A 25,397-nucleotide genomic window follows, 5' to 3' on the forward strand; every position below is an offset into this window, starting at 1 on the left:
CAGTTATGGATGATATATCTCAAGATAATTTTCTATTATCTAAAGAGTATGAGAATAGTTTAGATGTAGATACTAAAAAAGCAGGTGGAATATACTATACACCTAAAATCATTGTCGATTATATTGTTAAAAAAACCTTGAGAAATCACGATATAATTAAAAATCCATATCCGAGAATTCTTGACATATCTTGTGGATGTGGGAACTTTCTTTTAGAAGTATATGATATTTTATATGACTTATTTGAAAAAAATATTTATGAATTAAAAAATAAATATGATGAAAATTATTGGCAGATTGATAATATACACAATCATATATTGAACTATTGTATATATGGTGCTGATATCGATGAAAATGCTATAAATATACTAAAGGATAGCTTAAAAAACAAAAAGACAACGAATGATTTAGAAGATGAAGGTATTAAAATCAACCTATTTTGTTGTGATAGTCTAAAGAAAAACTGGCGATATAAGTTTGATTACATAGTTGGTAATCCTCCGTATATTGGACATAAAAAACTTGAAAAAAAATATAAAAAATTTCTTTTAGAAAAGTACAGTGAAGTTTATAAAGATAAAGCTGACTTATATTTTTGTTTTTATAAAAAGATTATAGATATCTTAAAATGTGGAGGAACTGGAAGTGTTATAACGCCGAGATATTTCTTAGAAAGTTTGTCAGGAAAAGATTTGAGAGATTATATTAAGTCAAATGTTAATATTAAAGAAATAGTAGATTTTTTGGGTGCAAATATATTTAAAAATATAGGTGTTTCTAGTTGTATTCTTACTTTTAATAAAAAAAAATTGAATGATACGCCTATAGATATATTTAGAATAAAGAATGAAGATGTATCTATAAATAAATTTGAAACACTAGAAGAACTTTTAAATAGTAGTAAATTTGAATATTTTAATATAAATCAAAACTTGCTTTCTGATGAATGGATAATTGTAAATAAGGATAATGAATCTTTTTATAATAAAATACAAGAAAAAGGTAAATATAGCCTAGAAGACATAGCTGTAAGCTTTCAAGGCATAATTACAGGATGTGATAAGGCTTTTATTTTAAGTGAAGGGGATTTAAAATTAAATTTTGTAGATGAGAAGCTTTTAAAAGATTGGATAAAAAGCAAAAATATAAACAAGTATGTAGTAGAGAAAAGTAAATATAAGTTAATATACTCAAATGATATAGATGACGAGGTTAAAAACAAAAAAATACTTGATGAAATTATAGGTGTGTATAAGACTAAATTAGAAAACAGAAGAGAATGTAAAAGTGGAATAAGAAAGTGGTATGAGCTTCAATGGGGTAGAGAAAAGCTTTTTTTCGAAAGAAAAAAGATAATGTATCCATATAAATCCAAAGAAAATAGGTTTGCTATAGATTATGATAATAATTTTTCAAGTGCAGATGTATATTCTTTTTTCATAAAAGATGAGTATTTAGATAAATTTTCATATGAATATTTAGTTGGAATTTTAAATTCTAGTGTATATGATAAATACTTTAAAATAACAGCTAAAAAAATGAGTAAAAATATATATGATTATTATCCTAATAAGGTTATGAAGATAAGAATTTTTAGAGATAATAATTATGAAGCAATAGAGGATTTATCAAAACAAATAATATCAATTTTATTAAATGAAACAATAGACAAAGACAGAGTAGAAAAATTGCAGATAAAAATAGATAAATTAGTAATAGATTCTTTGGGAATATAAATAAGTATGGATATGAAAAAATATGTTGAATGTTAATAATTTATCTAAATTGATAAAGAAAAAGTTAACCATATAAAAAATATTAAAAATATATACTTTTGAATATTTTTTTGATAAAATAAAAATAAATTTGTACAATTTTATTTTTCTCCAATAGCTAAAAGTAGTTTTTTGAATTAATATTTGCTGAGGAATATAAATTAGGAACGCTTTAAATAGTAGGTGATAATATGAAAGGATTAGTTTTAGAAGGTGGAGGAACAAAAGGAGCTTATCAAATAGGTGCGTATAAAGCTTTAAGAGAACTTGGTATAGAATTTCAAGGAGTAACAGGAACATCAATTGGGGCTTTGAATGGAGCATATATAATTCAAAACGATATTGAGGTAATGGAAGATATATGGCTAAACTATGATTATACTCATTTTATGAATATTGACAAAGAAAGCTATGAGAGATTTAAAAATGTAGATTTTACTACGAAAAATATCAATGCAGTTTTTGAACTTATAAATAAAGCCAGAAAAAATGAAGGTATAGATATAAGCCCATTAAGACACTTGATGGAAACTACATTAAATGAAGATATAATAAGAAAATCAAAAAAAGACTTTGGACTTGTTACGGTTTGGTGGGATAAAAAAATTAATCCTCATCCATTGTATATAGAAGATATGCCACAAGGTAGATTGGTTGATTATTTAATTGCTAGTTCTAGTTTGCCTATTTTCCAAACAAATGTAATGGATGATAAATTGTATTTGGATGGAATGTTTTGTGATAATATGCCAATAGGGCTTTTAGAAGATAAAGGATATGAAGATGTTGTTGTAATTAGGTTAATTGATGATTTTCTTGGAAAAATGAACCTAAATAAACATCAAAATATAAATATAAAAACCATAATACCATCAGAATATTTAGGCGGTTCTCTTAATAAAGATAGAGATAATGTAGAAAAAAATATTCGATTAGGATATTTAGATACCATGAAAGCTTATGAAAGATGCGATGGTATTAAGTATTACTTTGATGTAGAGTATAAGTATGATGAAGAGTATTGTTTTGATAGATTTAGAAGAATGAGTAATGAAACAATACAATGTATTTGTAACTTATTGAATATAAAAAGAGATGTTTCGCTTAGAACTGTTATGGAAAATGTAATACCAAAGCTTGGTGAGACACTTGGTTTACCCAAAAATTTTTCATATAAAGATTTATTTTACTGTGTATATGAGAAAAAACTTGAAGAAAATAGTATAAATAGGGTAAAATTATATGATTTTAATAAGGTTATAGATGTTGTAAATACAAATATTGATTCTAATAAGAATTTAGCATCAAATTTTGAAATTAGACCTAAAATCAGTATTAAAAAGAACAAAAACACAAAATTATTGACAAATTGTATTATAAAAGACTTAAAAAGTCAAAGTTAAATAAAAAACAAAAAAAAATTTGTAATTATACTCGAAAAAAGTGTATATTAGTAGTATAATATTTTTGTAGCACTAGTGGGAACAAAAAATGACCATAGGACAAAAAAGTACCACTAAGTGCCATTAAAGTAAAAAATAGGAAAACAATTTTAAAAAATATAAAATGTTAGGTTTATAGGAGGATTTAAAAAATGGAAAAAGTAGTTAGTATCAAAAATGCAAGTGGATTACATGCTAGACCAGCAGGAATGTTTGTTAAGAAGGCTGCTGAGTTTAAATCAACAGTAGAAGTTGTGGCAAAAGACAAAACTGTAAATGCAAAATCAATCATGGGAATAATGAGTTTAGGTTTAGCTCAAGGAGAAGAATTAAAATTAGTTGTAAATGGAGAAGATGAAGAAGTAGCTTTAGCAGCAATGGTTGAATTAGTTGAAAGTGGATTTGGAGAGTAGATATAATAATTTCTAAAAATTTGGTATTTATAATCTAATCATTGCTTAGAGTAAAAGTAACAGAGAAACATTAAAAATATACAGACAAAAGTTTGTAAATATTTAGTTTCTTTGTTACTTTCATGTTTATTTAATCAGAAGATTAAGATTATTATTAATTGGGTATGAAAATATAAATATTTTAAATGATGAAATAAGTAAGATATTTTTAATTATAAATTTGGAATCAAAATACAGAAGATATTTTTAGGAGGTAGGGTTATGGCTTACAAAGGAATAGGAGCTTCTCCTGGTATTGCTTTAGGGAAAGCGTTAGTAGTTGAGCATAGTGAGTTAGTAATTGAGAAAAAAACTATAGATAATGTTGAAGCGGAAGTTGCTAAATTAGAAAATGCAGTTGTAGTTTCTAAAGAAGAATTAATAAAAGTTAAGGAAAAAGCTTCTCAAGAATTAGGAGAAGAAGAGGCAGAAATATTTGAAGCACATTTATTAGTTTTAGAAGATCCAGAGTTAATTGGTTCTGCAATTGATAAAATCAAAACTGAAAATGTAAATGCAGAATATGCTTTAAATGAAATAAAAGAAATGTTTGTTAGTATGTTTGAGTCTATGGACAATGAATATATGAAAGAAAGAGCAGCAGACATAAAGGACGTTACAAATAGAATACTTAGACATATACTAGGAATCAAAGTTGTTGATTTATCTGCTTTAAGTGAAGAAGTAGTATTAATAGCACATGATTTAACTCCATCAGATACAGCAACTATGAACAAAAAAATGGTTTTAGGATTTTTAACTGACATAGGTGGAAGAACTTCTCATACAGCTATAATGTCTAGAACTTTAGAAATCGCTGCAATCGTTGGACTAAGTGATATAACTTCAAATGTTAAAGATGGAGATTTTGTAGTTTTCAATGGAGATACTGGTGAAGTAATCGTTAATCCAGATGAAGAAACTATAAGCAAATACACTGAGTTAAAAGCTAAGTATGAAGAGGAAAGAAAAGCATTACAATTATTAAAAGGAAAGCAATCAGTAACTCTTGATGGGAAACACGTGGAATTAGCTGGTAATATAGGAACTCCTAATGATATAGAAGGTCTAATAAAGAATGATGCTGAAGGTGTTGGTCTTTATAGAACAGAATTTTTATATATGGATAGAGATTCTTTCCCAACTGAGGAAATACAATATGAAGCTTATAAAGCTGTATTAGAAGGAATGGAAGGTAAACCTATAGTTATAAGAACATTAGATATAGGTGGAGATAAAGAGTTAAGTTACTTGACTATGGAACCTGAAATGAATCCATTTTTAGGTTACAGAGCAATAAGACTTTGTTTAGATAGAACAGATATATTTAAGACTCAATTAAGAGCTTTATATAGAGCAAGTGTTCATGGAAGATTGAGAATAATGTTCCCTATGATTTCATCTTTAGAAGAATTATTACAAGCTAAAGAAGTTGTAAAAGAAGTTTTAGCAGAACTTGATTCTGAAGGTATAGCTTATGCTAAAGATGTAGAAATCGGTATGATGATAGAAGTGCCATCTGCTGCTGTAATATCTGATATACTTGCTAAACATGTAGATTTCTTCTCAATAGGAACTAATGATTTAATACAATATACTTGTGCAGTTGATAGAATGAATCAAAAGATAAGCTATCTTTACAATCAATTTAATCCAGCTGTTTTAAGACTTATAAAGACAGTTATAGATAATGCACATAAAGAAGGTAAATGGGCAGGTATGTGTGGAGAATCTGCTGGAGACCAAAAAATGATACCAATACTTTTAGGTATGGGATTAGACGAGTTTTCTATGTCTCCAATATCAATACTTCCTGCTAGAAAATTAATAACTTCAGTTAAAGAAGCGGATATGAAAAAATTAGCTGATGAAGTACTTAATATGGGTACTGCGGAAGAAATAAAAAGATATATTGAAACAACTTTTAACATGTAATTTATAAAATATATAATATGTAATTTACAAACTTATATTATATAAAATATCCATGTAGATATGTTATAAATAATATGAATAACTCAATAAGTAAAGAAAAGCCATAGTTTATTTTATACGCTATGGCTTTTTTATTATTATAAATTAAAATTTATAATACTTTAATTATAGTTTGTGTTTTTTGTAGACTTATTTTTTAGGTAATTGCACCTGAATATGTATTAATGTTATGTGGATGTACTTTTGAAATATGGTAATATATATTAAGGGTGAATGGTTTAAAGAGTATATATTTAACCTCCTATGGCGAAATTCCTCTTCCTCGTCATAGGAGATGGAGGATGTAAGCCTAACCGATAGGTTATTTATTTTACTTGATTTTCAAAAAATGTATTGTATTATAAAATCAGTAGTAAAAACTGAAAGGAAGTAACTACAATGAAATTAGATAGTAATAATCATTAAGTATTTTTGTTACACTATCACTTAGTTATGTGTATAAAATATAGAAGAAAAGTAATAGATAACTCTATATCAGATAGACTAAAAGATATATTTGTAGATATCTCCCCAAATTATGGAGTGGAGTTGCTAGAATGGAATCATGATATTGACCATGTGCACTTGTTATTCAAAGCAAAACCAAATACAGAGATATCTAAACTCCTAAATGCTTATAAATCAGCATCAAGTAGAAGAATAAAGAATGAATTTCCAAGTATTCGTAAGTCCTTATGGAAAGAATACTTTTGGAGCAAAAGTTATTGTCTAGTAACAACTGGTGGAGCTCCATTGGATGTTGTAAAACAATACATAGAAAATCAAGGAAAGTAGGGATAATATGCTAAGAGCATATAAATATAGATTATATCCAAATAGCGAACAAAAAGAATATTTTGCTAAAACTTTTGGATGTAGCAGACTTATATATAATCTTATGTTATCCGATAGGATTAAAGCATATGAGGAAAACAAGGACTTAGATATTAAAAAAATAAAATATCCTACACCTGCACATTACAAAAAGGAATATGAGTTCCTAAAAGAAGTTGATAGTTTAGCACTAGCAAATGAACAAATGAATTTAGATAAAGCCTATAAAAACTTTTTTAGAGATAAATCAGTAGGTTTTCCTAAATTCAAATCTAAGAAAATAAACTATCATAGTTATACTACTAACAACCAAAAAGGTACTGTAAGGATTGAAAATGGATATATAAAATTACCTAAACTAAAATCGATGGTTAGGATAAAACAACATAGAATGTTTGATGGAGAAATAAAGAGTTGTACTATATCGAGAACACAGGTAATAGATATTATATTTCTATATTAGCAGAAACTGAAATAGAGAAACTAAAAACTATTGATAAGAAAATAGGTGTAGATGTTGGATTGAAAGAATTTGCAATATGTAGCGATGGATTTAGAGTAGATAATCCTAAACACTTTAGAAAATCAGAGAAAAGATTAACTAAACTACAAAAGGACTTATCAAGAAAACAAAAAGGAAGCAATAATAGATATAAAGCAAGATTGAAGGTAGCAAGGTTGCATCAAAAGATATCAGACCAAAGAGCAGATTTCCTAAATAAGTTATCAACTAAACTAATACACGAAAACCAAGTTATAGTTATTGAGGACTTGAAGGTAAAGAATATGGTGAAAAATCATAAGTTAGCGAAAGCTATAAGCGAAGCAAGTTGGTCGGAGTTCAGAAGAATGTTAGAATATAAAGCTAATTGGTATGGTAGAGAAATAATAGTAGCAGATAAGAATTTCGCATCTAGTCAATTATGTTCTAAATGTGGATATAAAAATCCATTAGTGAAGAACTTAGGACTAAGAGAATGGGAATGTCCAGAGTGTGGAGCATTCCACGATAGAGATATCAATGCAAGTATCAATCTACTAAACTTAGCCATATAAATGGTAATCATAAGGGTTAGGAACTAGCCCAATAGCTTGGAGATACTGATAACAATAGTTATCTTGACCAAGAAGCCACCACTTCAAACATTACCGTAGGTAGTTAAGTGGATGGTAGTTCACTGATACTAGATTTGAAATGAATTTACCAGATTATATTAATAGCGATACAATTGTATATATAGAAAAAATGGATTTAGGAGAAGAAAAAGATAAAAGAAGTTATAATGTAATATTTGCCAATGATGGGGTAGAAAAAGCTGGTGGGAAGTTAGGTTTTTCTGATATTAATATTGATGTTATAAATGATGGTGGAGTGTGGAAAGTATCTGGATTTACGAAATAAATTTAAACTTAAAATTATTAATGTTAAAATTTGATATTGTATTGAAAAATAATTAAAAGTATTTAATAATAGAATTAAGGGTAAAATAAATTAAGAACTTAAGATATTGAATATGAATGTATAATTCTAATGTGATATCCAGATAAATCCTGAATTTAATTTGAGTTTTAATATATATGGTCTAAGGTTTGATTATTAAAGATTTAATTGTAAGTGTTACAGTTGATGATATTGATGTAGAGATTAAAGTTTAGAGTAGAAAGTGCACCTTAAATTTTAAAATGTAAATTTAAAAATGTAAGCTAGTACAATCTAAAAATTATAATCACTCAATAGATTCAGGGATTTATTTGTTTATTATAAATAAGTGGGAGTAGATTTTTCTACTCCCACTTTGTATATTATTATTTAATCAAAAATTATCACATTAAAATCCTAAGATTAGTTGATATTTCCTGCTTTATTAGCAAATAACTCCTTAATAACATTGTTTCTAGTAGCTAAATCTCCATTAGAATTATTTGTTTTTTTCATAATTACAGAATAACGCTTTTTATTTATAAAAAATATTAAAATCTTATCATCATCAAAGTTATATTCTTTGTATCTATCAATAGATTCATAACCTAAATTTAAGATGTTTTTATCTTTTATGCTATCTACATCCAAAACATATGATGGGTCAGCCTTTAGTAATATATTAATTAAACATTTTTCTTCACCAGCACAAAATAAATCAACCTTATTTGATATAGACTTAGATTGTTCTGAAGTTATTTTTACAGGAATAAGATTACTATTGCTATCTCTTAAAAGAGAACCATATGTGTCTTGTTGATATACTAAATTAACTTTTTTCTTAGGAACACTTACCATCTTATCCAAATGTACATAATGATGATTTTCAACAAAGCCTTCATTTAATATTTCAACAAAGTTGTCAATTTTACCTAAACAAAAAGATTCTATAGATTCTTTACAGAATTTATTTGTAAATGGTATAATGTTTACGTTTTCCTCGTCTATATTCCATGCTATAGCATAATCCAATGAATATACTTCTTCCTCTATATCTGCAAAATTATATTGTACTATGTTTCCTTTCAAAATTACTCAACCTCCATCTTATAATATATTTAATATACTTTATAAAACTTATATTATACTTAAATAATATCATAAATTAAATGAATATGATATAGTAAATGATGAAAAAATTGAAAAAAATAACTATAAATGAGTATTAAATATAAATAGTATATACTAATGGGATGAAAAATGTCCACTATTAACTTTATTACCCCGCATGTTTATAATTAAATTATTAATATAAAATAGAATCTATCGACAATGAATGGACTTTTAAAAGAACTTAATATAAAATTAATTAAATAAATACTTAAAAATGATTTACTTTAATGATAAAATCGTATTAAAGGAGGTTAATTTTATGGATATAAAAAATAAAATTAAATCTATGTTTTTGCCAGATAAAGATGACTATTTAGATGATGAAGAATTTGAGGATGATATAAAAATTAATGAGGATAATTCAGAAGAAGATAATAATGTACATTTAAATGACTTAAGCAGAGTGAAATATGACTATAGAGAATTAAAAGACATAGAAAATCAAACTGAAGAAATGTGTTTACTAGCAGTAAGGCAAGATGGTACAATAATAGAATTTGTAAAAGATAAGACTGATAGGGTGTGCATGGAGGCAGTAAAGCAGACTTATAAAGCTCTCAAATACATAACAAATCAAACCGAAGCTATATGTATAGAAGCTGTAAAACAGAATTATAGAGCCTTATATTACGTAAACGACAAGACAGAAAATATATTAATTGAAGCTATAAGAAGTGCATCAACTCATGATGTTATGGAAGTTTTTAGATTTGTTGAAGAGCAGACAGAAGAGGTATGTTTAGAATTAATAGAAAGGGCATCAAAAAATGATGTGGCAGAAATATTAAAGGATATAAAAGAACAGACTCCAACAATATGCTTAGAAGCAGTAAAAAAAGATGGAAAGTCTTTAGCTTATGTTAAGGAACAAAATAATAGTATATGTTTAGAAGCAGTAAAGGAAAACTACAGTGCATTGCCTTGTGTAGAAGAACAGACAGAAGAAATATGTATAGAAGCAGTAAAGCAAAATGATTTTGCCTTGTATTATGTAAATGAACAGACAGAAAAAATATGTATAGAAGCAGTAAGACGAAGTTATATGGCTCTTCAATATGTAAATAAGCAGACGGAAGAAATCTGTTTAGAGGCAGTAAGAAATGATGGAAGAGCACTACAATATGTAAAAGAGCAGACAGAGAATATTTGTTTAGAGGCAGTAAGACAAAATGGGAAAGTATTACAATATGTAAAGAAACAGACAGAAGAAATATGTATAGAAGCTATAAGGGGCTCATTTAAAGATTTTGAAATAAAAGAAATATTGACCTATATAAAGATACTAACAGAAAAAGTATGTTTAGAGGCAGTAAAGCAAAATGGAAATATTCTTAAATATATAGAAGAGCAAACAGAATCAATGTGTATAGAGGCGGTAAAAGAAAATTACAGTGCTATACAATATGTAAAAGAGCAAACAGAAAAGGTTTGTTTGGAAGCAGTAAATCAAAGTTTTGAGGCACTTAAATATGTAAAAGAACAAACAGAGGATATTTGTTTAAGGGCAGTAAGACAAGATTATAGAATGATAAAATATGTTAAAAATCAAACAGAAAAGATATGTTTAGAAGCAGTAAAACAGAATTATAGAGCTTTGGAATATGTAGAAAATCAAACAGAAAAAGTTTGTTTAGAGGCAGTAAAACAGAATAGAAAAGCACTTCAATATGTGAAGCAAAAACAAAGTTAAACATATATATTACGAAAATAAAAGCAAAACTAAGGTATATCATAAAAATAAATATAAAATTAAGGATTTATAATAAAAATAAAAGCACATAACTTATATGCTATAAGTTATGTGCTTTTATGCATATAAAGCTTAATAAAACTCTTTTATTATAACTTTTTTATTATATAAAAAATAACAAAATGATTATATAGGTCTTTTTTTGACCAGTTTTACAATTTCAATAACTAGTTTTGAAAAATATATTGAATTTTCTCAAAAAAGACGCTATTCTATATATGTAAAATTTTTTTCTGGAGGTAATAATGTTTAAGAGATATGCTGATAAAATGACATCTGTTTTAATTTATAACAACATGATAGATAACCATGAATCTAGGGTGTATTCTTATGGATTTGAAATATTAATTGCTTTTATAGTTAATATAACGACCATACTACTCTTAGGTTTTTTATTTGGGAAATTTACATATATATTATTTTTTTTAATATGTTACTGTCCAATAAGACAATTTTCTGGAGGGTATCATGCAAATAACTATTTTAGATGTCTATTAACCTTTATTTTTATAATCTTATCTACAATATTTATTATAGAAAATCTAAATGTATATTTATTTAAAAATATTATTATGATTATTGCTAGTATTAGTTGGATTGGAATTTGCATCATGTGTCCAGTAGAGCATAAAAGTAATCCTATAAGTGAGATAGAAAAGTTAACTTATAAAAAAATTGCTATATCTATGTCTACAGTAGTCTTGTTAATGACAGTTTCAAGTTTTTCATCAAATGTATTTATGGATTACTTTATATATAGTGCTTTTGCAATGTTTTGGATTTGTATAATGCTAGTATTAGGTAAATTAAAATCTAAAAAGAATATAAGTAAAATGTGTACGAGGGAGAATTAAATTATGAAAAAGTTTATTGTGAAAATTATGAAGTGTGCTAGTTCATTAGCACTGAGTACTGCAATTTTGTCAGCAAATAGCACTTGTCCATGGATTATACATCAACCCAAGGTACCAAAAGAAATTAAGAATTTAAAAAAGATAAATTAAAAACAAGCAATTATTTATATGAAATAATTATAAGAAATATTATGGTTTAATAAATACAAAATAAGCAAATTATTTATATAGAATTATTATAAAAAGAACTTATTATACTTTTAATAAATATAAAATAAGTAATTAGATACAAAAATTTTATTTTATGAGTACATAATATACTTTATTTTGTAATGTATAAGTGTGCTAATTTAGGGGGATATAGTGTATCCATTGAAATGACTTACGAGTAGTAAGTCATTTTTGTATTGTATGTATTTTAAGCAAACTGTATGATATAATGAAGGGTAAAGTTTAATTAAAACAGTAAAAAACTTTAGTATAGATAGTAGTTTAGGAGGTAGGTTATGAGTATAATACATAAATTTTCTATGAATGGATATAATATCGTTTTAGATGTGAATGGAGGAGCTGTTCATGTATTAGATGATGTTGCATACGATTTATTAGATTTTTATAAAGAAAAAAGTAAAGAAGAAGTACTAGATATATTAAAATCTAAATATCAAGAAGAAAAAATAAATGAAGCATATGAAGAAATATTAAATTTAGAAAAAGAAGGTCTTTTATATACAGAAGATACATATCAATATCATCCAAGCTTTGTACATAGAGAGCCTGTAGTAAAAGCATTATGTTTAAATGTAGCACATGATTGTAATTTGAAATGTAAGTATTGCTTTGCAGCTCAAGGGGATTTTGGTGGAGAAAAAGAACTTATGAGTTTTGAAGTCGGTAAAGCAGCAATAGATTATTTGATTGCCAATTCTGGAAGTAGAAAAAACTTAGAGATAGATTTCTTTGGTGGAGAGCCTCTAATGAACTTTGAAGTTGTAAAGCAATTAGTTGAATATGGAAAAAGTATTGAAAAGGATTATAATAAAAATATAAGATTTACAATAACTACAAATGGTGTTCTGTTAAATGATGAAATTATAGATTATATAAATGAAAATATGCATAATGTAGTTTTAAGTTTAGATGGAAGAAAAGAAGTCAATGATAATATGAGACCAACTTTAAATGACAAAGGTAGTTATGATATTACATTGCCAAGATTTAAAAAACTTGTAGAAGGAAGAGCAAAAGATAAGTATTACTATATAAGAGGTACATTCACAAGAGATAACTTAGATTTTTCTAAAGATGTTATGCATTTTGCAGATTTAGGGTTTAAATTAACATCTGTAGAGCCAGTTGTTGGAGATGAAAGTAATCCATATGCACTTAGAGAGGAAGATTTACCAAAAATATTTGATGAATATGAAAAATTTGCGGTGGAGTATGCAGATAGACAGTTACAAGGAGATGGATTTAAATTTTTCCATTTTATGATAGATTTAAATCAAGGACCATGCGTAATAAAGAGAATAACTGGATGTGGTGCTGGAAATGAGTATCTTTCTGTAACACCAAGTGGAGACATATACCCATGTCATCAATTTGTTGGAAATGAAGAATTTAAAATGGCAAATATATTGGATAAAGAAATTGTACTTCCAGAAAAGTTAAAAAATACATTTAGAGAAGCTCATGTATATACTAAGGAAGAGTGTAAAAAATGTTGGAATAAGTTCTATTGTTCAGGTGGATGTCATGCAAATGCAATAAACTTCAACAATGATATATCAAAACCATATGAGTTGGGCTGTGAAATGCAAAGAAAGCGTACAGAATGTTCTATTATGATACAAGCAAAATTAATGTTAGAAGGAGCAAATAATTAAATTTATATCTTAAAGGAGTTGTTTATATATGATTAGAGATTATTTAGAAGATAAACCTTTAATTGATGAAAGTGTCTTTGTAGCAAAATCAGCAGATATAATTGGAAATGTTAAAATCGGTAAAGATTCAAGTGTATGGTACAATGCAGTAGTTAGAGGAGATGAAGGACCAATAACTATTGGAGAAAATACTAATATACAAGACTGTTCAATAGTACATGGAGATGAAAATACTGTAATTGGGAATAATGTAACAGTAGGGCATAGGTCAATAGTTCATGGTTGCAAAATTAGTGACAATGTTTTAATTGGAATGGGTTCAATAATACTAGATAATGCTGAAATAGGAGAATACACTTTAATAGGAGCAGGTACATTAATTACATCTAATAAAAAGTTCCCACCAGGAGTTTTAATAATGGGCTCTCCCGGAAAAGTAGTTAGAGAACTTACTGAAGAAGATAAAAAATATATTGATGAGTCATATCAATGGTATTTAGAAGCAGCACAAAATCAAAAATAACAATTAAAGAGTGGTTGTTTCAAAACATGCTTAAATTTGTTTTGAGGCAACCACTAATTTATTTTATTAGGTTAGTTGGTATTTTAATTTTGAGAAAGCAGTTGTTTAGAATAGGTATGAAATGTCAAAAATAAAAATTAACTGAGTTAAAGAAATTTAATAAAATTACTAGTATATGTGATAAAATTAAATATTAAAGAGGATATAAGATATTAGAGTATCAATTAGTAAAATAATGTCGTAGACAGAGATAAATTAAGGTGTAAGTTTTTGGGTATACCTATTCTAGGAGTGAAAAAATTTGAGAATAAGTTATAGGAATTTAAAGAGATATAGAGAAATTGGATATATTTTGATAAAGTATGGTTTTAGTTTTATTGTAGAAAGATTAAATATAGAGGGCATAGCATATAAAATACCACTATTTGACCCACCAGAAGAAATAAAAAACATGACAACTGGTGAGAGAATGAAAAGAGTCTTAGAAGAACTAGGACCTACATATGTAAAAATAGGTCAAATATTGAGTACAAGAAAAGACTTGTTAGACCAAGATATAATTGATGAAATATCAAAGCTTAGAGATGATGTAGAAAAATTTGATTCAAATATAGCTATTGAAATATTTAAAGAAGAAGTAGGCTTAAGCATAGAAGAAGTATTCTCAGAATTTAAAGAAGAACCAATAGCAGCAGCTTCAATTGGTCAAGTTTATGAAGGAATACTTAAAACAGGAGAAGAAGTGATTGTAAAAATTCAAAGGCCAAATATAGAGAAGATAATAAAATCTGACTTGGAGATTCTTAGAACTATTGCACATACATTAAAAGACTTAAAAAAAGATTTTAATTTAGATTTAGAGCAAATGATAGAAGAATTTCAAACTCAATTAATGAGAGAACTTGACTACAATTTTGAATCTATAAATGCAACTAAATTTTCTAGGATATTTAAAAATAGTGATGAAGTATATATACCAAAAGTATATTCAGAATATAACAGTAAGAGAATTTTAGTAATGGAGAAAGTTAATGGCACAAAGTTAAGTGATGTAGAAAAAATAAGAAAATTAGGCTACAATACAAAAACTATTGTCGAAATAGGTGTTAGGTCTTTTTTTATACAGGTATTGTCACATGGTTTTTTTCATGCAGACCCACATCCAGGTAATATATTTATAGTTGGCAGAAACAAGATAGCATATATAGACTTTGGAATGATTGGAATTATTGATAATAGAACTTTGAACCAATTAAATGAAATTGCATTAGCAGGTGTAGAAAAAAATGTTGATAAAATAATTTACTTATTAATAGAAATGGATGCATTAAATGGAGAAGCTGATGTTAAAGGTCTTAGACAGGATTTACTGTATCTAATACATTACTACTATGATATCTCTATAGAAAAGATAAATGTGACAGATATATTAAATGAATTGTTTAGATTTTTTAGACAGTATAAGATAATTATGCCTGCACAGTTTGTAACACTTGCAAAGACTATTATAACATTAGAGGGTACAAGTAGAACCTTAAATACAGATTTTTCTCTTGGCTCTATGGGAAAAGAGTTTATGAAGCATCATTATAAAAGTAAATTCAATCCTAAGAATGTAGTTTTAAATTCAAGACAAAATGTGGAAGAGATATTGCTTGACGTAAAAACTATTCCAAAACAGTTAAAAGCAATCTTAAGAAATGTAGAAAGAAATAATATAAAAATGCAAATTGAAGATGTTAAAATGACAAAATTAGAAATTTGTATAACAGAATTAACTTCTCAAATGTCATTAAGTTTAGTATTAGCATCCATCATAGTAGGTTCTTCACTTATAATTGCATCACCAAATATAGAAAATAATATATGGATAAAATTTACTGCTATAGCAGGGTTCTTTATTTCTTTTATAATAGGGCTATGCTTAGTTATAAGAAGTATTAGGTCAAAATACAAAAAAGATTAGGGGGAATTAAATTTGAAAAAATGGACACTGAAATATAAAGGGAAGATAGAGGAAAGTGAATTTAGCAAAAAACTTAATATTTCCCCGGAAATCTGCCAAATTTTAAAAAATAGAGGTATATATACTGAAAAAGATTCAGAAATATTCATGAATCCATCTTTAGACTATTTAAGAGACCCTTTATTAATGAAAGATATGCAAAAGGCTGTAGATAGAATAAAGTCAGCTATTGATAAAAAAGAAAAAATTTGGATTTATGGAGATTATGATGTTGATGGTGTATCTTCTACTTCTATTTTATGCTTATATTTTAATAGTATAGGATATCATGTGGATTACTATATTCCAAATAGACTAGAAGAAGGCTATGGTATAAATGAAGAGGCTATAAAGCTTATAAGCTCTAGGGGATGTGACTTGATTATAAGTGTTGATTGTGGAATTACATCAGTATCTGAGGTTAACCTAGCAAATAATTTGGGTATAGATGTTATAATAACAGACCATCATGAATGCCAAAATGAAATTCCCTCAGCTTTTGCAGTAATAAATCCAAAGCAAGAAGATTGTAACTATCCATTTGATGCATTATGTGGATGTGGTGTAGCATTTAAAATGATACAAGCACTTACTCCAAAAGAAGATTTTAAGACTAGCATGTATGATTATTTAGAAATAGTAACATTGGCAACTATTTGTGATATTGTTCCACTTGTGGATGAAAATAGAATAATTGTAAAAAATGGTTTAAAATTAATGAAAGAAGGCAAAAATATTGGATTAAGAGAGCTTATAAAAGTTTGTGGTGTAGAAAGTGAAAAAATAGGTTCTTCTCATATAGGCTTTGCAATTGGGCCTAGAATAAATGCATCAGGACGTTTAGGATATTCTTATTTGGGTGTTGAGTTATTTACTACTCAATCTAAAGATGAAGCTGTTGAAATAGCTAATATATTGGAAGAAAAAAATAATGAAAGACAGATGATTGAGGCTCAGATGTATCATGAAGCTGAGGAAATATTAAAGTCCAATAGTAGATATAATGAAGATAAAGTATTGGTTTTAGCTAAAGAAGGTTGGCAACATGGGATAATAGGAATTGTAGCATCTAAGTTGACTGAAAAATACTATAAACCAACGATTCTTTTAGGTGTAGAAGGTGGAGAAGCTACTGGCTCAGCAAGGTCAATAAAAGGATTTAATATATTTGAGGCTCTTGTAAAGTGCAAAGACTTAATGACTAGGTTTGGTGGACATGAGCAAGCAGCTGGATTGTCTTTAAATTCAGAAAATGTGGAAGCTTTGGCTAATGAAATAAATAAGTTTGCAGATTATAATTTGACTGAAGATGATATGATAGAAAATGTAAATGTTGAATTTGAACTACAAGAAAATGTAATAAGTTTAAATCTTGTGGAGGAATTACATAAGTTAGAACCATTTGGATTAAATAATCCTAATCCTAGATTTATAGTTAGGAACTATATTCTAAAAGACTTAAAAATCATAGGTAAAAATCAACAACATTTGAAATTAAGCATAGAAAATGAAAAGTGCTATGAATGTATAGGATTTAACATGAGTCATTTAAAATCATTATTCAAGGTAGGAGATAAAGTAGATGTATTGTTCCAACTAGATGAGAACAACTATATGGGAAATAGGAAAGTGCAGTTTCTACTTAAAGATATTAGATTAGCTCGACCTAAAAGTGCAAGTAATGACAAACTTTCGCTAAAATTAATGTCAAAAATAATACCAAAAGATTCACAAAGCTTGTATAATATATCTGAGTCTGGTTTTGAATTATTTGATGGAAATACAGATATAAATATATTTGATTATTTTGAAAAAGAGACATTGATAATATCTAATTCTATAAATGGATTCTATAGAGCAATATCAGATGTATCACTTATAGATTTGGATTTTAACATAAATTACAATATTATTGAAGATATTAACAAAAATACTGATAAATTAGAGCTTATATTTTCTCCTAATATTGATAAAATAGACTTAAAAAGATATAATAATATTATTCTTTATGATTATTTATACAATAAAGGCGAATATTCGTATATATATGAGAATAAAAGAGAAGAAAGTGAAATTATAAAATATTATAATAAAACAGACCTATTATATTTAAAGAATGTAGTTAGTAATATAGTTCCATCAAGAGATGAATTTATAACAATTTATAAACAAGCACTTATAAAAAAAGAAATTGATTTGGATATGGTAAATATAAAGGGAACTTTTAATGTAATTCCATTAAAGTTTTTTACGATATTGAATGTGTTTAGAGAATTAAATTTACTTGACTTTAATTTAAATTATGAAAAAAATTCTGTACTCATAAGAATATTGCCAAAACCACAGAAAAAATTAGACTTAAATGAGAGTTTAATACTCAATAATCTAAAAAAATTAGAAAAACAATACAATAGCAGTTATTAGGAGGCGTTTCCCATGGATTTAAAAAACTTTATAAGGAATATTGATGATTTCCCAAAGCCAGGTATAGATTTTAAAGATGTTACAACTCTATTTAAAGACGGCGAGGCATTTAAATATGCAGTAGATTCTATGGCTGAAGAATTGAAAAGCAAGGGTGTGGATTTAGTAGTAGGTCCAGAAGCAAGAGGATTTTTGATGGGTACACCTGTAGCATATGCACTAGGAGTAGGATTTGTTCCAATTAGAAAACCTGGAAAGTTACCAGGAGAAGTTGAGAGTTATGAGTATGGATTAGAGTATGGTACGGATACTTTAGAAATACATAAAGATGCAATTAAAAAAGGTCAAAAAGTGGCAATAGTAGACGATTTATTGGCTACTGGTGGAACTATGGAAGCTGCTGCTAAGCTTGTAGAAAAATTAGGTGGAGAAGTAGTTTCTATGCAATTTTTAATTGAGCTAGAATTCTTAAATGGGAGAGAAAAGTTATCTAACTATGATGTTAATTCTCTTATAAAATACTAGTACTTTTACAATAGTTGGTATAGCACCAACTATTTTCATATATATTAAAATTTTATACAAAATAGGTGGTTATATGCATGATAAAGAATTACAAGAAATAATTGAAAAGATAAAAGTTTATGCACCTAATGCAAATTTTGAAAAGGTTGAAAAAGCCTACAATCTTGCAAAAAAAGCGCATGATGGACAATATAGAAAATCTGGGGAACCATACTTTATTCATCCATTGGCAGTGGCAAATATTTTAATAGAGATGGAATTAGATATTGAAACTATAACAGCAGGTTTGCTTCATGATGTTGTAGAAGATACAGAATATACCTATGAAGACATAACAAAAGAATTTGGAAAAGAAGTAGCGGATTTAGTTGATGGAGTAACAAAACTTGGTCAGATAAAATATCGTTCAAAAGAAGAAACTCAATCTGAAAATTTAAGAAAAATGTTTCTAGCAATGGCAAAAGATATAAGGGTTATACTTATAAAGCTTGCTGATAGATTGCATAATATGAGAACGTTAAAATACATGCCTCCAGAAAAAGCAAAGTATAAAGCAAAAGAAACTTTAGAGATTTATGGAGGTATAGCCCACAGATTAGGTATATCTAAGATAAAGTGGGAACTAGAAGACAGAGCATTAAGGTTTATGGACCCAGAAGGATACTATGAATTAGTTGATAGAGTGTCAATGAAGAGAAGTCAAAGAGAAGACTATATACAAGGGATTGTTGAGCTTCTTAAAGATAAGTTTAAAGATTTAAGTATACCATGTGATGTATATGGTAGACCAAAGCATTTTTACAGTATTTATAGAAAGATGCAGAAAAAACACAAGACTTTTGAAGAAATTTTTGATTTAACAGCTGTAAGAATACTGGTAGATAATGTGAAAGACTGTTATGCTGTACTTGGTATAGTTCATACATTATGGAGACCTATCCCAGGCAGATTTAAAGACTATATAGCAATGCCAAAGCCAAATATGTACCAATCATTGCACACTACTGTTGTAGGGCCTGATGGAGAGCCTTTAGAGATACAAATAAGGACTCATGAAATGCATAATATAGCAGAAAATGGTATTGCAGCACACTGGAAATACAAAGAAGGTATTTCTGGCAAAGAAGTAAAAGTTGAAGAGAAACTTCAGTGGTTAAGACAAATGATGGAGTGGGAAAAAGATTTAAAAGACCCACAAGAATTTATGGATGCACTTAAAGAAGATGTATTTAATAGTCAGGTTTATGTATTTACTCCACGAGGAGATGTAATTGAATTACCAGCAGAATCAACTCCTATAGATTTTGCCTATAGAGTCCATACAAATGTAGGAAATAAATGTGTTGGAGCAAAAATTGATGGAAGAATAGTACCTATTGATTATAAGCTTCAAAATGGTAACATTGTTGAAGTACTTACATCATCTAATTCTAATGGTCCAAGTAGAGACTGGCTTAACATAGTAAAAACACCAAATGCAAAAAGTAGAATTAGACAATTTTTCAAAAAAGAAAGAAGAGAAGAAAATGTTGACCGTGGGAATACCATATTAGAAAGAGAGTTTAAGAAACATGATATACCACAGAAAGACCCTCTTGTTGAAAAATACATGGCATTAGTTGCCAAGAAGTTTAATCAGCCAAGTGTTGAAGACTTAGTTGCCACTGTGGGTTATGGTGGTATAATGTCATCTCAAGTTGTATCTAAAGTAAAAGACTTGTATTTAAAAGAAATTAAAAAAGTAAAAAAAGAACAACAGATGCAAGAAGAAGATTTAAATAAACACAATATGAGCGAAACAGAATACAGCAAAAAGAGAAAGAAAAATTCATCACAAGGTATTGTAGTAAAAGGACTTGATAATATCTTAGTAAGGTTTGCTAAATGTTGTAATCCACTTCCAGGAGATGAGATTGTAGGATATATCACTAAAGGTAGAGGTGTAGCTATACACAGAGCGGATTGCCCAAATGCAAATAACAATGGAGACTTCTTCCAAAATAGATTAGTGGAAGTGTCATGGAGTTCAGCAGGTAAAGGCAAGTTTGAAGCAGAGATTCAAATAAAGGCTGTCGACAGAAGAGGAATTGTTAATGAAATAACTCATATTGTTGCAATGGATAAACTTAGCTTAAATGGAATAAATGCAAGAAAAGGAAAAGATAGTATTGTAAGTATAAATCTACTTGTAGAAGTTAATGACACTGAGGAATTGAAAATTCTAATGAAAAAATTAAAAGCAATTCCTGGTGTAGAAAGTATTTATAGAATGACAAATTAGAGTTAAAATAATAGGGAGGAAAATATGAGAGCAGTAGTACAAAGAGTATCTTCATCTAAAGTTACAGTAGATGAAAACATTATAGGTGAAGTAAATAAGGGGTTGCTAGTACTGTTGGGAGTAACTCATGATGATAAATCGAGTGATGTAGACTACATGATTGATAAAATATTAAACCTAAGAATTTTTGAAGATGAAAATGATAAGATGAATTTATCTCTAATGGACATAGGTGGAGAGCTTTTAGTAGTATCTCAATTTACTTTATATGGAGACTGTAGAAAAGGAAGAAGACCTGGATTTAGTAACGCAGCTAGACCAGAACTTGCAAATGATTTGTATGAAGAATTTGTAAAAAAAGCCAAAGATAAAGGTGTAACAGTAGGTACAGGTCAATTTGCAGCTCATATGATGGTAGAATTAACTAATGATGGACCAGTAACAATACTATTAGACTCAAGTAAATCTTTTTAAGGGGGAAAACTTTAATGGTTATAAAAAAATTTGTAGATAGTTATTTTGGAGTAAACACTTATGTGTTAGGTGATGAAAAAACTAAAAAATGTGCAGTTATAGACCCAGGAGGAAGTTTAGTAGATACATTAAGCTTTGTCAAAGAAAATGGATTGAATGTTGAATATATAATTCTTACTCATGGACATGGTGACCATATAGGGTATGTTAAAGATATTAAAGATAAGACTGGTGCTAAGGTAGTTGCACATACTGATGAAAAAGAATTATTAAATGATAAAAATAAAAACTTAAGTTACACAATGAGATGTGGCGCACAAGAATTTGATGCAGATATATATGTAAATGATAAAGATAAAATGGAACTTGGTGAATTAAAAATGACTTTCTTGCATACACCAGGTCATACACAAGGATGTATGTGTATAAGAGTTGAAGATGACATGTTCACAGGAGATACTTTGTTTGCTGGAAGTATTGGTAGAACTGATTTATATAGTGGAGATTTCCACCAAATGGAGAAATCACTTAAAAAATTATGTAAATATGAAGATGCTGTTAGAGTATATCCTGGTCATGGGCCAACTAGTACTCTAGGTGTTGAAAAGAAGACAAATCCTTACATGTAATTTTATATTAATATTTAAAAATAGTATCAAATATTTAATAAATGTATCAGTGATGGGGTTCTTCTAGTGTTTAAATAGAAGGAGTTAAGTTGATGTTGGATGTTTTTTTAAAAGGACATGATTATAAGTATGAAGTAGCAGAACTTATAAAATTGTTTACTAGTGAATTTAAATTTAATGACTTTGCTGATTGTAGCAATAGTATAGAGTCAAGATATTTAATAAATAGATTGATTTGTGAAAATGATACTTTACTTTCAATTACTGAATATTATGAAGGTGGTAACTTAAAGTATGAATCAATACAAAATATCAAAGATATAAATACGGAGTTTTTAAATGGATTTTGTAATAATAATACGATTGAAGAGTTTTTAGATAGACTAGACAGTGAAAGTAAGAGAAAGATTAGAAAATTATGCAAAGAAAGTATTAAAAAAAGTATGTTTATAGTACTTAAACAAATATTTAATTCTTATGTTCCATGGGGCATTTTGACTGGTATAAGACCAGTCAAAATTGTCCACAATCTGATGGATGAAAGACTAGATGATGATAGTATAAGAACTATTCTAAAAGAAAACTATTTTATAATGGATGAGAAAATAGATTTAGCTCTTGAAATAGCTAAAAGAGAACGCTTATTTATGTATCCGATAGACAAAAATAAAATTTCTCTTTATGTAAGTATTCCATTCTGCCCAACTAGATGTGTATACTGTTCATTTCCTTCAAACTCGTTAAAGCAATTTGGCCATTTAAAAAGAGAATATGTCTATAAATTGATTGAAGAAATTAAAGGGTTTTCCAAAGTTATTGAGGATACTAATAAAGAAATTGAAACTCTATATATCGGTGGTGGAACTCCTACTACATTGGATGAGGAAGAATTGGATTTACTTATAAATGCTCTCTTTAGAGAATTGGACTTAAGCAAAATTAAAGAATTTACGGTAGAAGCAGGTAGACCAGATACTATTACCAAAGAAAAATTAAGTGTATTAAAAAAACACAATGTAAGTAGAATTAGTATAAATCCTCAAACTATGAATGATGATACTTTAGTTAAAATTGGAAGAGAACATAAAGTTTCTGATTTAGTAGAATGTTTTAATATGGCTCGAAATATGGGATTTGACAATATAAATATGGATATAATTTTAGGTCTTATAGATGAAGACTTAGACATGGTAAGAAATACATTAGAGGAAATAAAAAAGCTTTCTCCTGAAAGTCTTACAGTTCATACATTAGCTATAAAAAGAGCTTCTAACCTAAATATAAATATGGATAAGTACAAAGAACATTTAACTCAGTATGAAGAAATGATAAAAATGATAGATTTATCAATGAAATATGCCAAGGATATGGGACTTAATCCATATTATATGTACAGACAAAAACATATGCTAGGTAACTTAGAAAATATAGGTTATGCTAAAGAAGGATATGAGTGTATTTACAATATACAAATTATGGAGGAAAAACAAAGCAACTATGCCTTGGGTGCAGGTGCTATATCAAAATTTGTCTATGTAGATGAAGATAGAATTGAAAGAGTAGAAAATGTAAAGAATGTTGAACAATACATTGATAGAGTAGATGAAATGATAAAAAGGAAGAAAGAAGAGGTATATAAAAATGTTGACTAAAGCTCCTAGAGGAACTAAAGACATAACTCCAAAAGAGGCTTATAAATGGCGTTATGTAGAAAATAAATTTAGAGAAATATGTGCTTTATATGGGTATGAGGAAATGGTAACTCCTATATTTGAACATACAGAACTTTTTAAGAGAAGTGTTGGAGATACTACAGATATAGTTCAAAAAGAAATGTATTCTTTTAAAGATAAAGGGGATAGAGAAATTACTCTAAAGCCAGAAGGTACAGCTGGTGTAGTAAGAGCATTTATAGAGAATAAATTATATGCAGATACTCAACCAACAAAATTATTTTATGTTACACCTTGTTTTAGATACGAAAGACCACAAGCTGGTAGACAGAGACAATTTCATCAATTTGGTATAGAGGCACTTGGAAGTGATACTCCTTCAATGGATGCTGAAATAATAGCACTAGCTGTTCAATTTTTTAATGAAGTTGGATTAAATGATTTGGTAGTGAGTATAAATTCAGTGGGTTGTCCAGTTTGTAGAAAAGAGTACAATGCTTTATTAAAAGAATATCTTGATTCAAAAGCAGATATATTATGTGAAACTTGTAATGAGAGAAGAGAAAAAAATCCAATGAGGGTTATAGACTGTAAAAACCCTACATGTAAAGAAAATATCAAAGATATACCATTTATTGCAGACCATTTGTGTGATGATTGTAAAGTTCACTTTGATAAACTTCAAGAATACTTAAAGGAAATGAATATAAACTTTGTAATTGATAAAACAATAGTTAGAGGGTTAGATTACTATAGAAAAACTGCTTTTGAAATTATATCTAATGATATAGGTGCTCAAAGTACTGTATGTGGTGGAGGCAGATATGATGGTCTTGTTGAACAACTAGGTGGTCCAAAAGGTATAAGTGGAATTGGATTTGGACTAGGGATTGAAAGACTTTTACTTACACTTGAAGGTAATGGAATTGAAATAGAAAACCCTCAATCTACAGACATATTTATAGTAACTATAGGTGAAGAAGCAAATACAAGAAGCTTTAAATTGTTGAAAGATTTAAGACAAAATCATATAAGTGCGGATAAAGACCATATAGAAAGAAGTGTAAAAGCACAATTTAAGTATTCAGATAAAATAAATTCAAAATTTACAATAGTAATTGGTGATGACGAGCTAAAAAATGACACTGCAACATTAAAAAATATGAAAACATCAGAGCAAACTACTGTAAAATTAAGTACATTAGTTGAAGAATTAAAGCAAAAGCTGTAAAATAAGAAAGTATGATGTTTTGTGTATTAGATAAATATATAGCATTAAAATTAAATAAAATGGAGGTAG

The 25,397-nt window shown here is 27.8% G+C and carries 19 protein-coding genes and 2 pseudogenes; 20 read left to right on the forward strand and 1 reads right to left on the reverse strand.

Going from position 1 to position 25,397, the window contains the following annotated elements:
- Positions 1-5: 5 nt before the first annotated feature.
- The 7 genes and pseudogenes from JJC01_05570 (at position 6) to JJC01_05600 (ending at position 7,882) form a co-directional block, all read left to right on the forward strand.
- The gene (locus JJC01_05570) at positions 6-1,739 is read left to right on the forward strand and encodes an N-6 DNA methylase (protein ID UDN59330.1); all 1,734 of its coding nucleotides are present in this window, start codon (positions 6-8) and stop codon (positions 1,737-1,739) included.
- A gap of 230 nt (positions 1,740-1,969) precedes the next feature.
- Complete coding sequence (locus JJC01_05575) at positions 1,970-3,181, forward strand: patatin-like phospholipase family protein (protein ID UDN59331.1); 1,212 nt, start codon at positions 1,970-1,972, stop codon at positions 3,179-3,181.
- Positions 3,182-3,372: 191 nt separating this feature from the next.
- Positions 3,373-3,633 (forward strand): HPr family phosphocarrier protein, encoded by a 261-nt coding sequence (locus tag JJC01_05580; protein UDN59332.1) that lies wholly within the window; start codon positions 3,373-3,375, stop codon positions 3,631-3,633.
- Between the two features lie 261 nt (positions 3,634-3,894).
- Entirely contained in the window at positions 3,895-5,607 is a 1,713-nt protein-coding gene (gene ptsP / locus JJC01_05585) for a phosphoenolpyruvate--protein phosphotransferase (GenBank protein ID UDN59333.1), read from the forward strand.
- A 438-nt stretch (positions 5,608-6,045) separates the two neighbouring features.
- Positions 6,046-6,441: pseudogene (gene tnpA / locus JJC01_05590) on the forward strand (IS200/IS605 family transposase).
- A gap of 7 nt (positions 6,442-6,448) precedes the next feature.
- Positions 6,449-7,536, forward strand: a pseudogene (locus JJC01_05595) (transposase).
- Between the two features lie 139 nt (positions 7,537-7,675).
- Positions 7,676-7,882, forward strand: coding sequence for a hypothetical protein (locus JJC01_05600; GenBank protein UDN59334.1), 207 nt, complete (start codon positions 7,676-7,678; stop codon positions 7,880-7,882).
- Positions 7,883-8,323: 441 nt separating this feature from the next.
- On the opposite strand, the gene JJC01_05605 is transcribed toward JJC01_05600, so the two are convergent.
- Positions 8,324-8,989 (reverse strand): hypothetical protein, encoded by a 666-nt coding sequence (locus JJC01_05605; protein ID UDN59335.1) that lies wholly within the window; start codon positions 8,987-8,989, stop codon positions 8,324-8,326.
- A 343-nt stretch (positions 8,990-9,332) separates the two neighbouring features.
- Here JJC01_05605 and JJC01_05610 point away from each other — a divergent pair, with 343 nt between their 5' ends.
- From JJC01_05610 to JJC01_05670, 13 genes are all read left to right on the forward strand, one after another.
- Complete coding sequence (locus JJC01_05610; protein ID UDN59336.1) at positions 9,333-10,763, forward strand: DUF4116 domain-containing protein; 1,431 nt, start codon at positions 9,333-9,335, stop codon at positions 10,761-10,763.
- Positions 10,764-11,068: 305 nt separating this feature from the next.
- Positions 11,069-11,677 (forward strand): accessory gene regulator B family protein, encoded by a 609-nt coding sequence (locus tag JJC01_05615; GenBank protein ID UDN59337.1) that lies wholly within the window; start codon positions 11,069-11,071, stop codon positions 11,675-11,677.
- A gap of 3 nt (positions 11,678-11,680) precedes the next feature.
- Complete coding sequence (locus JJC01_05620; protein UDN59338.1) at positions 11,681-11,827, forward strand: cyclic lactone autoinducer peptide; 147 nt, start codon at positions 11,681-11,683, stop codon at positions 11,825-11,827.
- Positions 11,828-12,183: 356 nt separating this feature from the next.
- A complete protein-coding gene (gene scfB / locus JJC01_05625) occupies positions 12,184-13,563 on the forward strand; it encodes a thioether cross-link-forming SCIFF peptide maturase (protein ID UDN59339.1) in 1,380 nt (459 codons plus the stop codon).
- A gap of 28 nt (positions 13,564-13,591) precedes the next feature.
- Positions 13,592-14,086 carry a gamma carbonic anhydrase family protein gene (locus JJC01_05630; GenBank protein ID UDN59340.1) on the forward strand — a complete coding sequence of 165 codons (495 nt, stop codon included), beginning with the start codon at positions 13,592-13,594 and terminating at the stop codon, positions 14,084-14,086.
- Between the two features lie 301 nt (positions 14,087-14,387).
- Positions 14,388-16,052 carry an AarF/ABC1/UbiB kinase family protein gene (locus JJC01_05635; protein UDN59341.1) on the forward strand — a complete coding sequence of 555 codons (1,665 nt, stop codon included), beginning with the start codon at positions 14,388-14,390 and terminating at the stop codon, positions 16,050-16,052.
- A gap of 12 nt (positions 16,053-16,064) precedes the next feature.
- Complete coding sequence (gene recJ, locus JJC01_05640; GenBank protein ID UDN59342.1) at positions 16,065-18,515, forward strand: single-stranded-DNA-specific exonuclease RecJ; 2,451 nt, start codon at positions 16,065-16,067, stop codon at positions 18,513-18,515.
- A gap of 12 nt (positions 18,516-18,527) precedes the next feature.
- Complete coding sequence (locus tag JJC01_05645) at positions 18,528-19,040, forward strand: adenine phosphoribosyltransferase (GenBank protein UDN59343.1); 513 nt, start codon at positions 18,528-18,530, stop codon at positions 19,038-19,040.
- Between the two features lie 73 nt (positions 19,041-19,113).
- Positions 19,114-21,321, forward strand: a complete 2,208-nt coding sequence (locus tag JJC01_05650) for a bifunctional (p)ppGpp synthetase/guanosine-3',5'-bis(diphosphate) 3'-pyrophosphohydrolase (GenBank protein UDN59344.1) — start codon at positions 19,114-19,116, stop codon at positions 21,319-21,321.
- Positions 21,322-21,345: 24 nt separating this feature from the next.
- Positions 21,346-21,795, forward strand: coding sequence for a D-tyrosyl-tRNA(Tyr) deacylase (locus tag JJC01_05655; protein UDN59345.1), 450 nt, complete (start codon positions 21,346-21,348; stop codon positions 21,793-21,795).
- Positions 21,796-21,809: 14 nt separating this feature from the next.
- A complete protein-coding gene (locus tag JJC01_05660) occupies positions 21,810-22,424 on the forward strand; it encodes an MBL fold metallo-hydrolase (protein UDN59346.1) in 615 nt (204 codons plus the stop codon).
- A gap of 92 nt (positions 22,425-22,516) precedes the next feature.
- Positions 22,517-24,076: a coproporphyrinogen III oxidase gene (locus tag JJC01_05665; protein UDN59347.1), complete on the forward strand. Its 1,560-nt coding sequence runs from the start codon at positions 22,517-22,519 to the stop codon at positions 24,074-24,076.
- Positions 24,066-25,328: a histidine--tRNA ligase gene (locus JJC01_05670; GenBank protein UDN59348.1), complete on the forward strand. Its 1,263-nt coding sequence runs from the start codon at positions 24,066-24,068 to the stop codon at positions 25,326-25,328. The genes JJC01_05665 and JJC01_05670 overlap by 11 nt, the downstream gene beginning before the upstream one ends.
- The last annotated feature ends 69 nt before the right edge of the window (positions 25,329-25,397 follow it).

It is taken from the genome of Clostridioides sp. ES-S-0010-02, assembly GCA_020641055.1.
Lineage (GTDB): Bacteria > Bacillota > Clostridia > Peptostreptococcales > Peptostreptococcaceae > Clostridioides.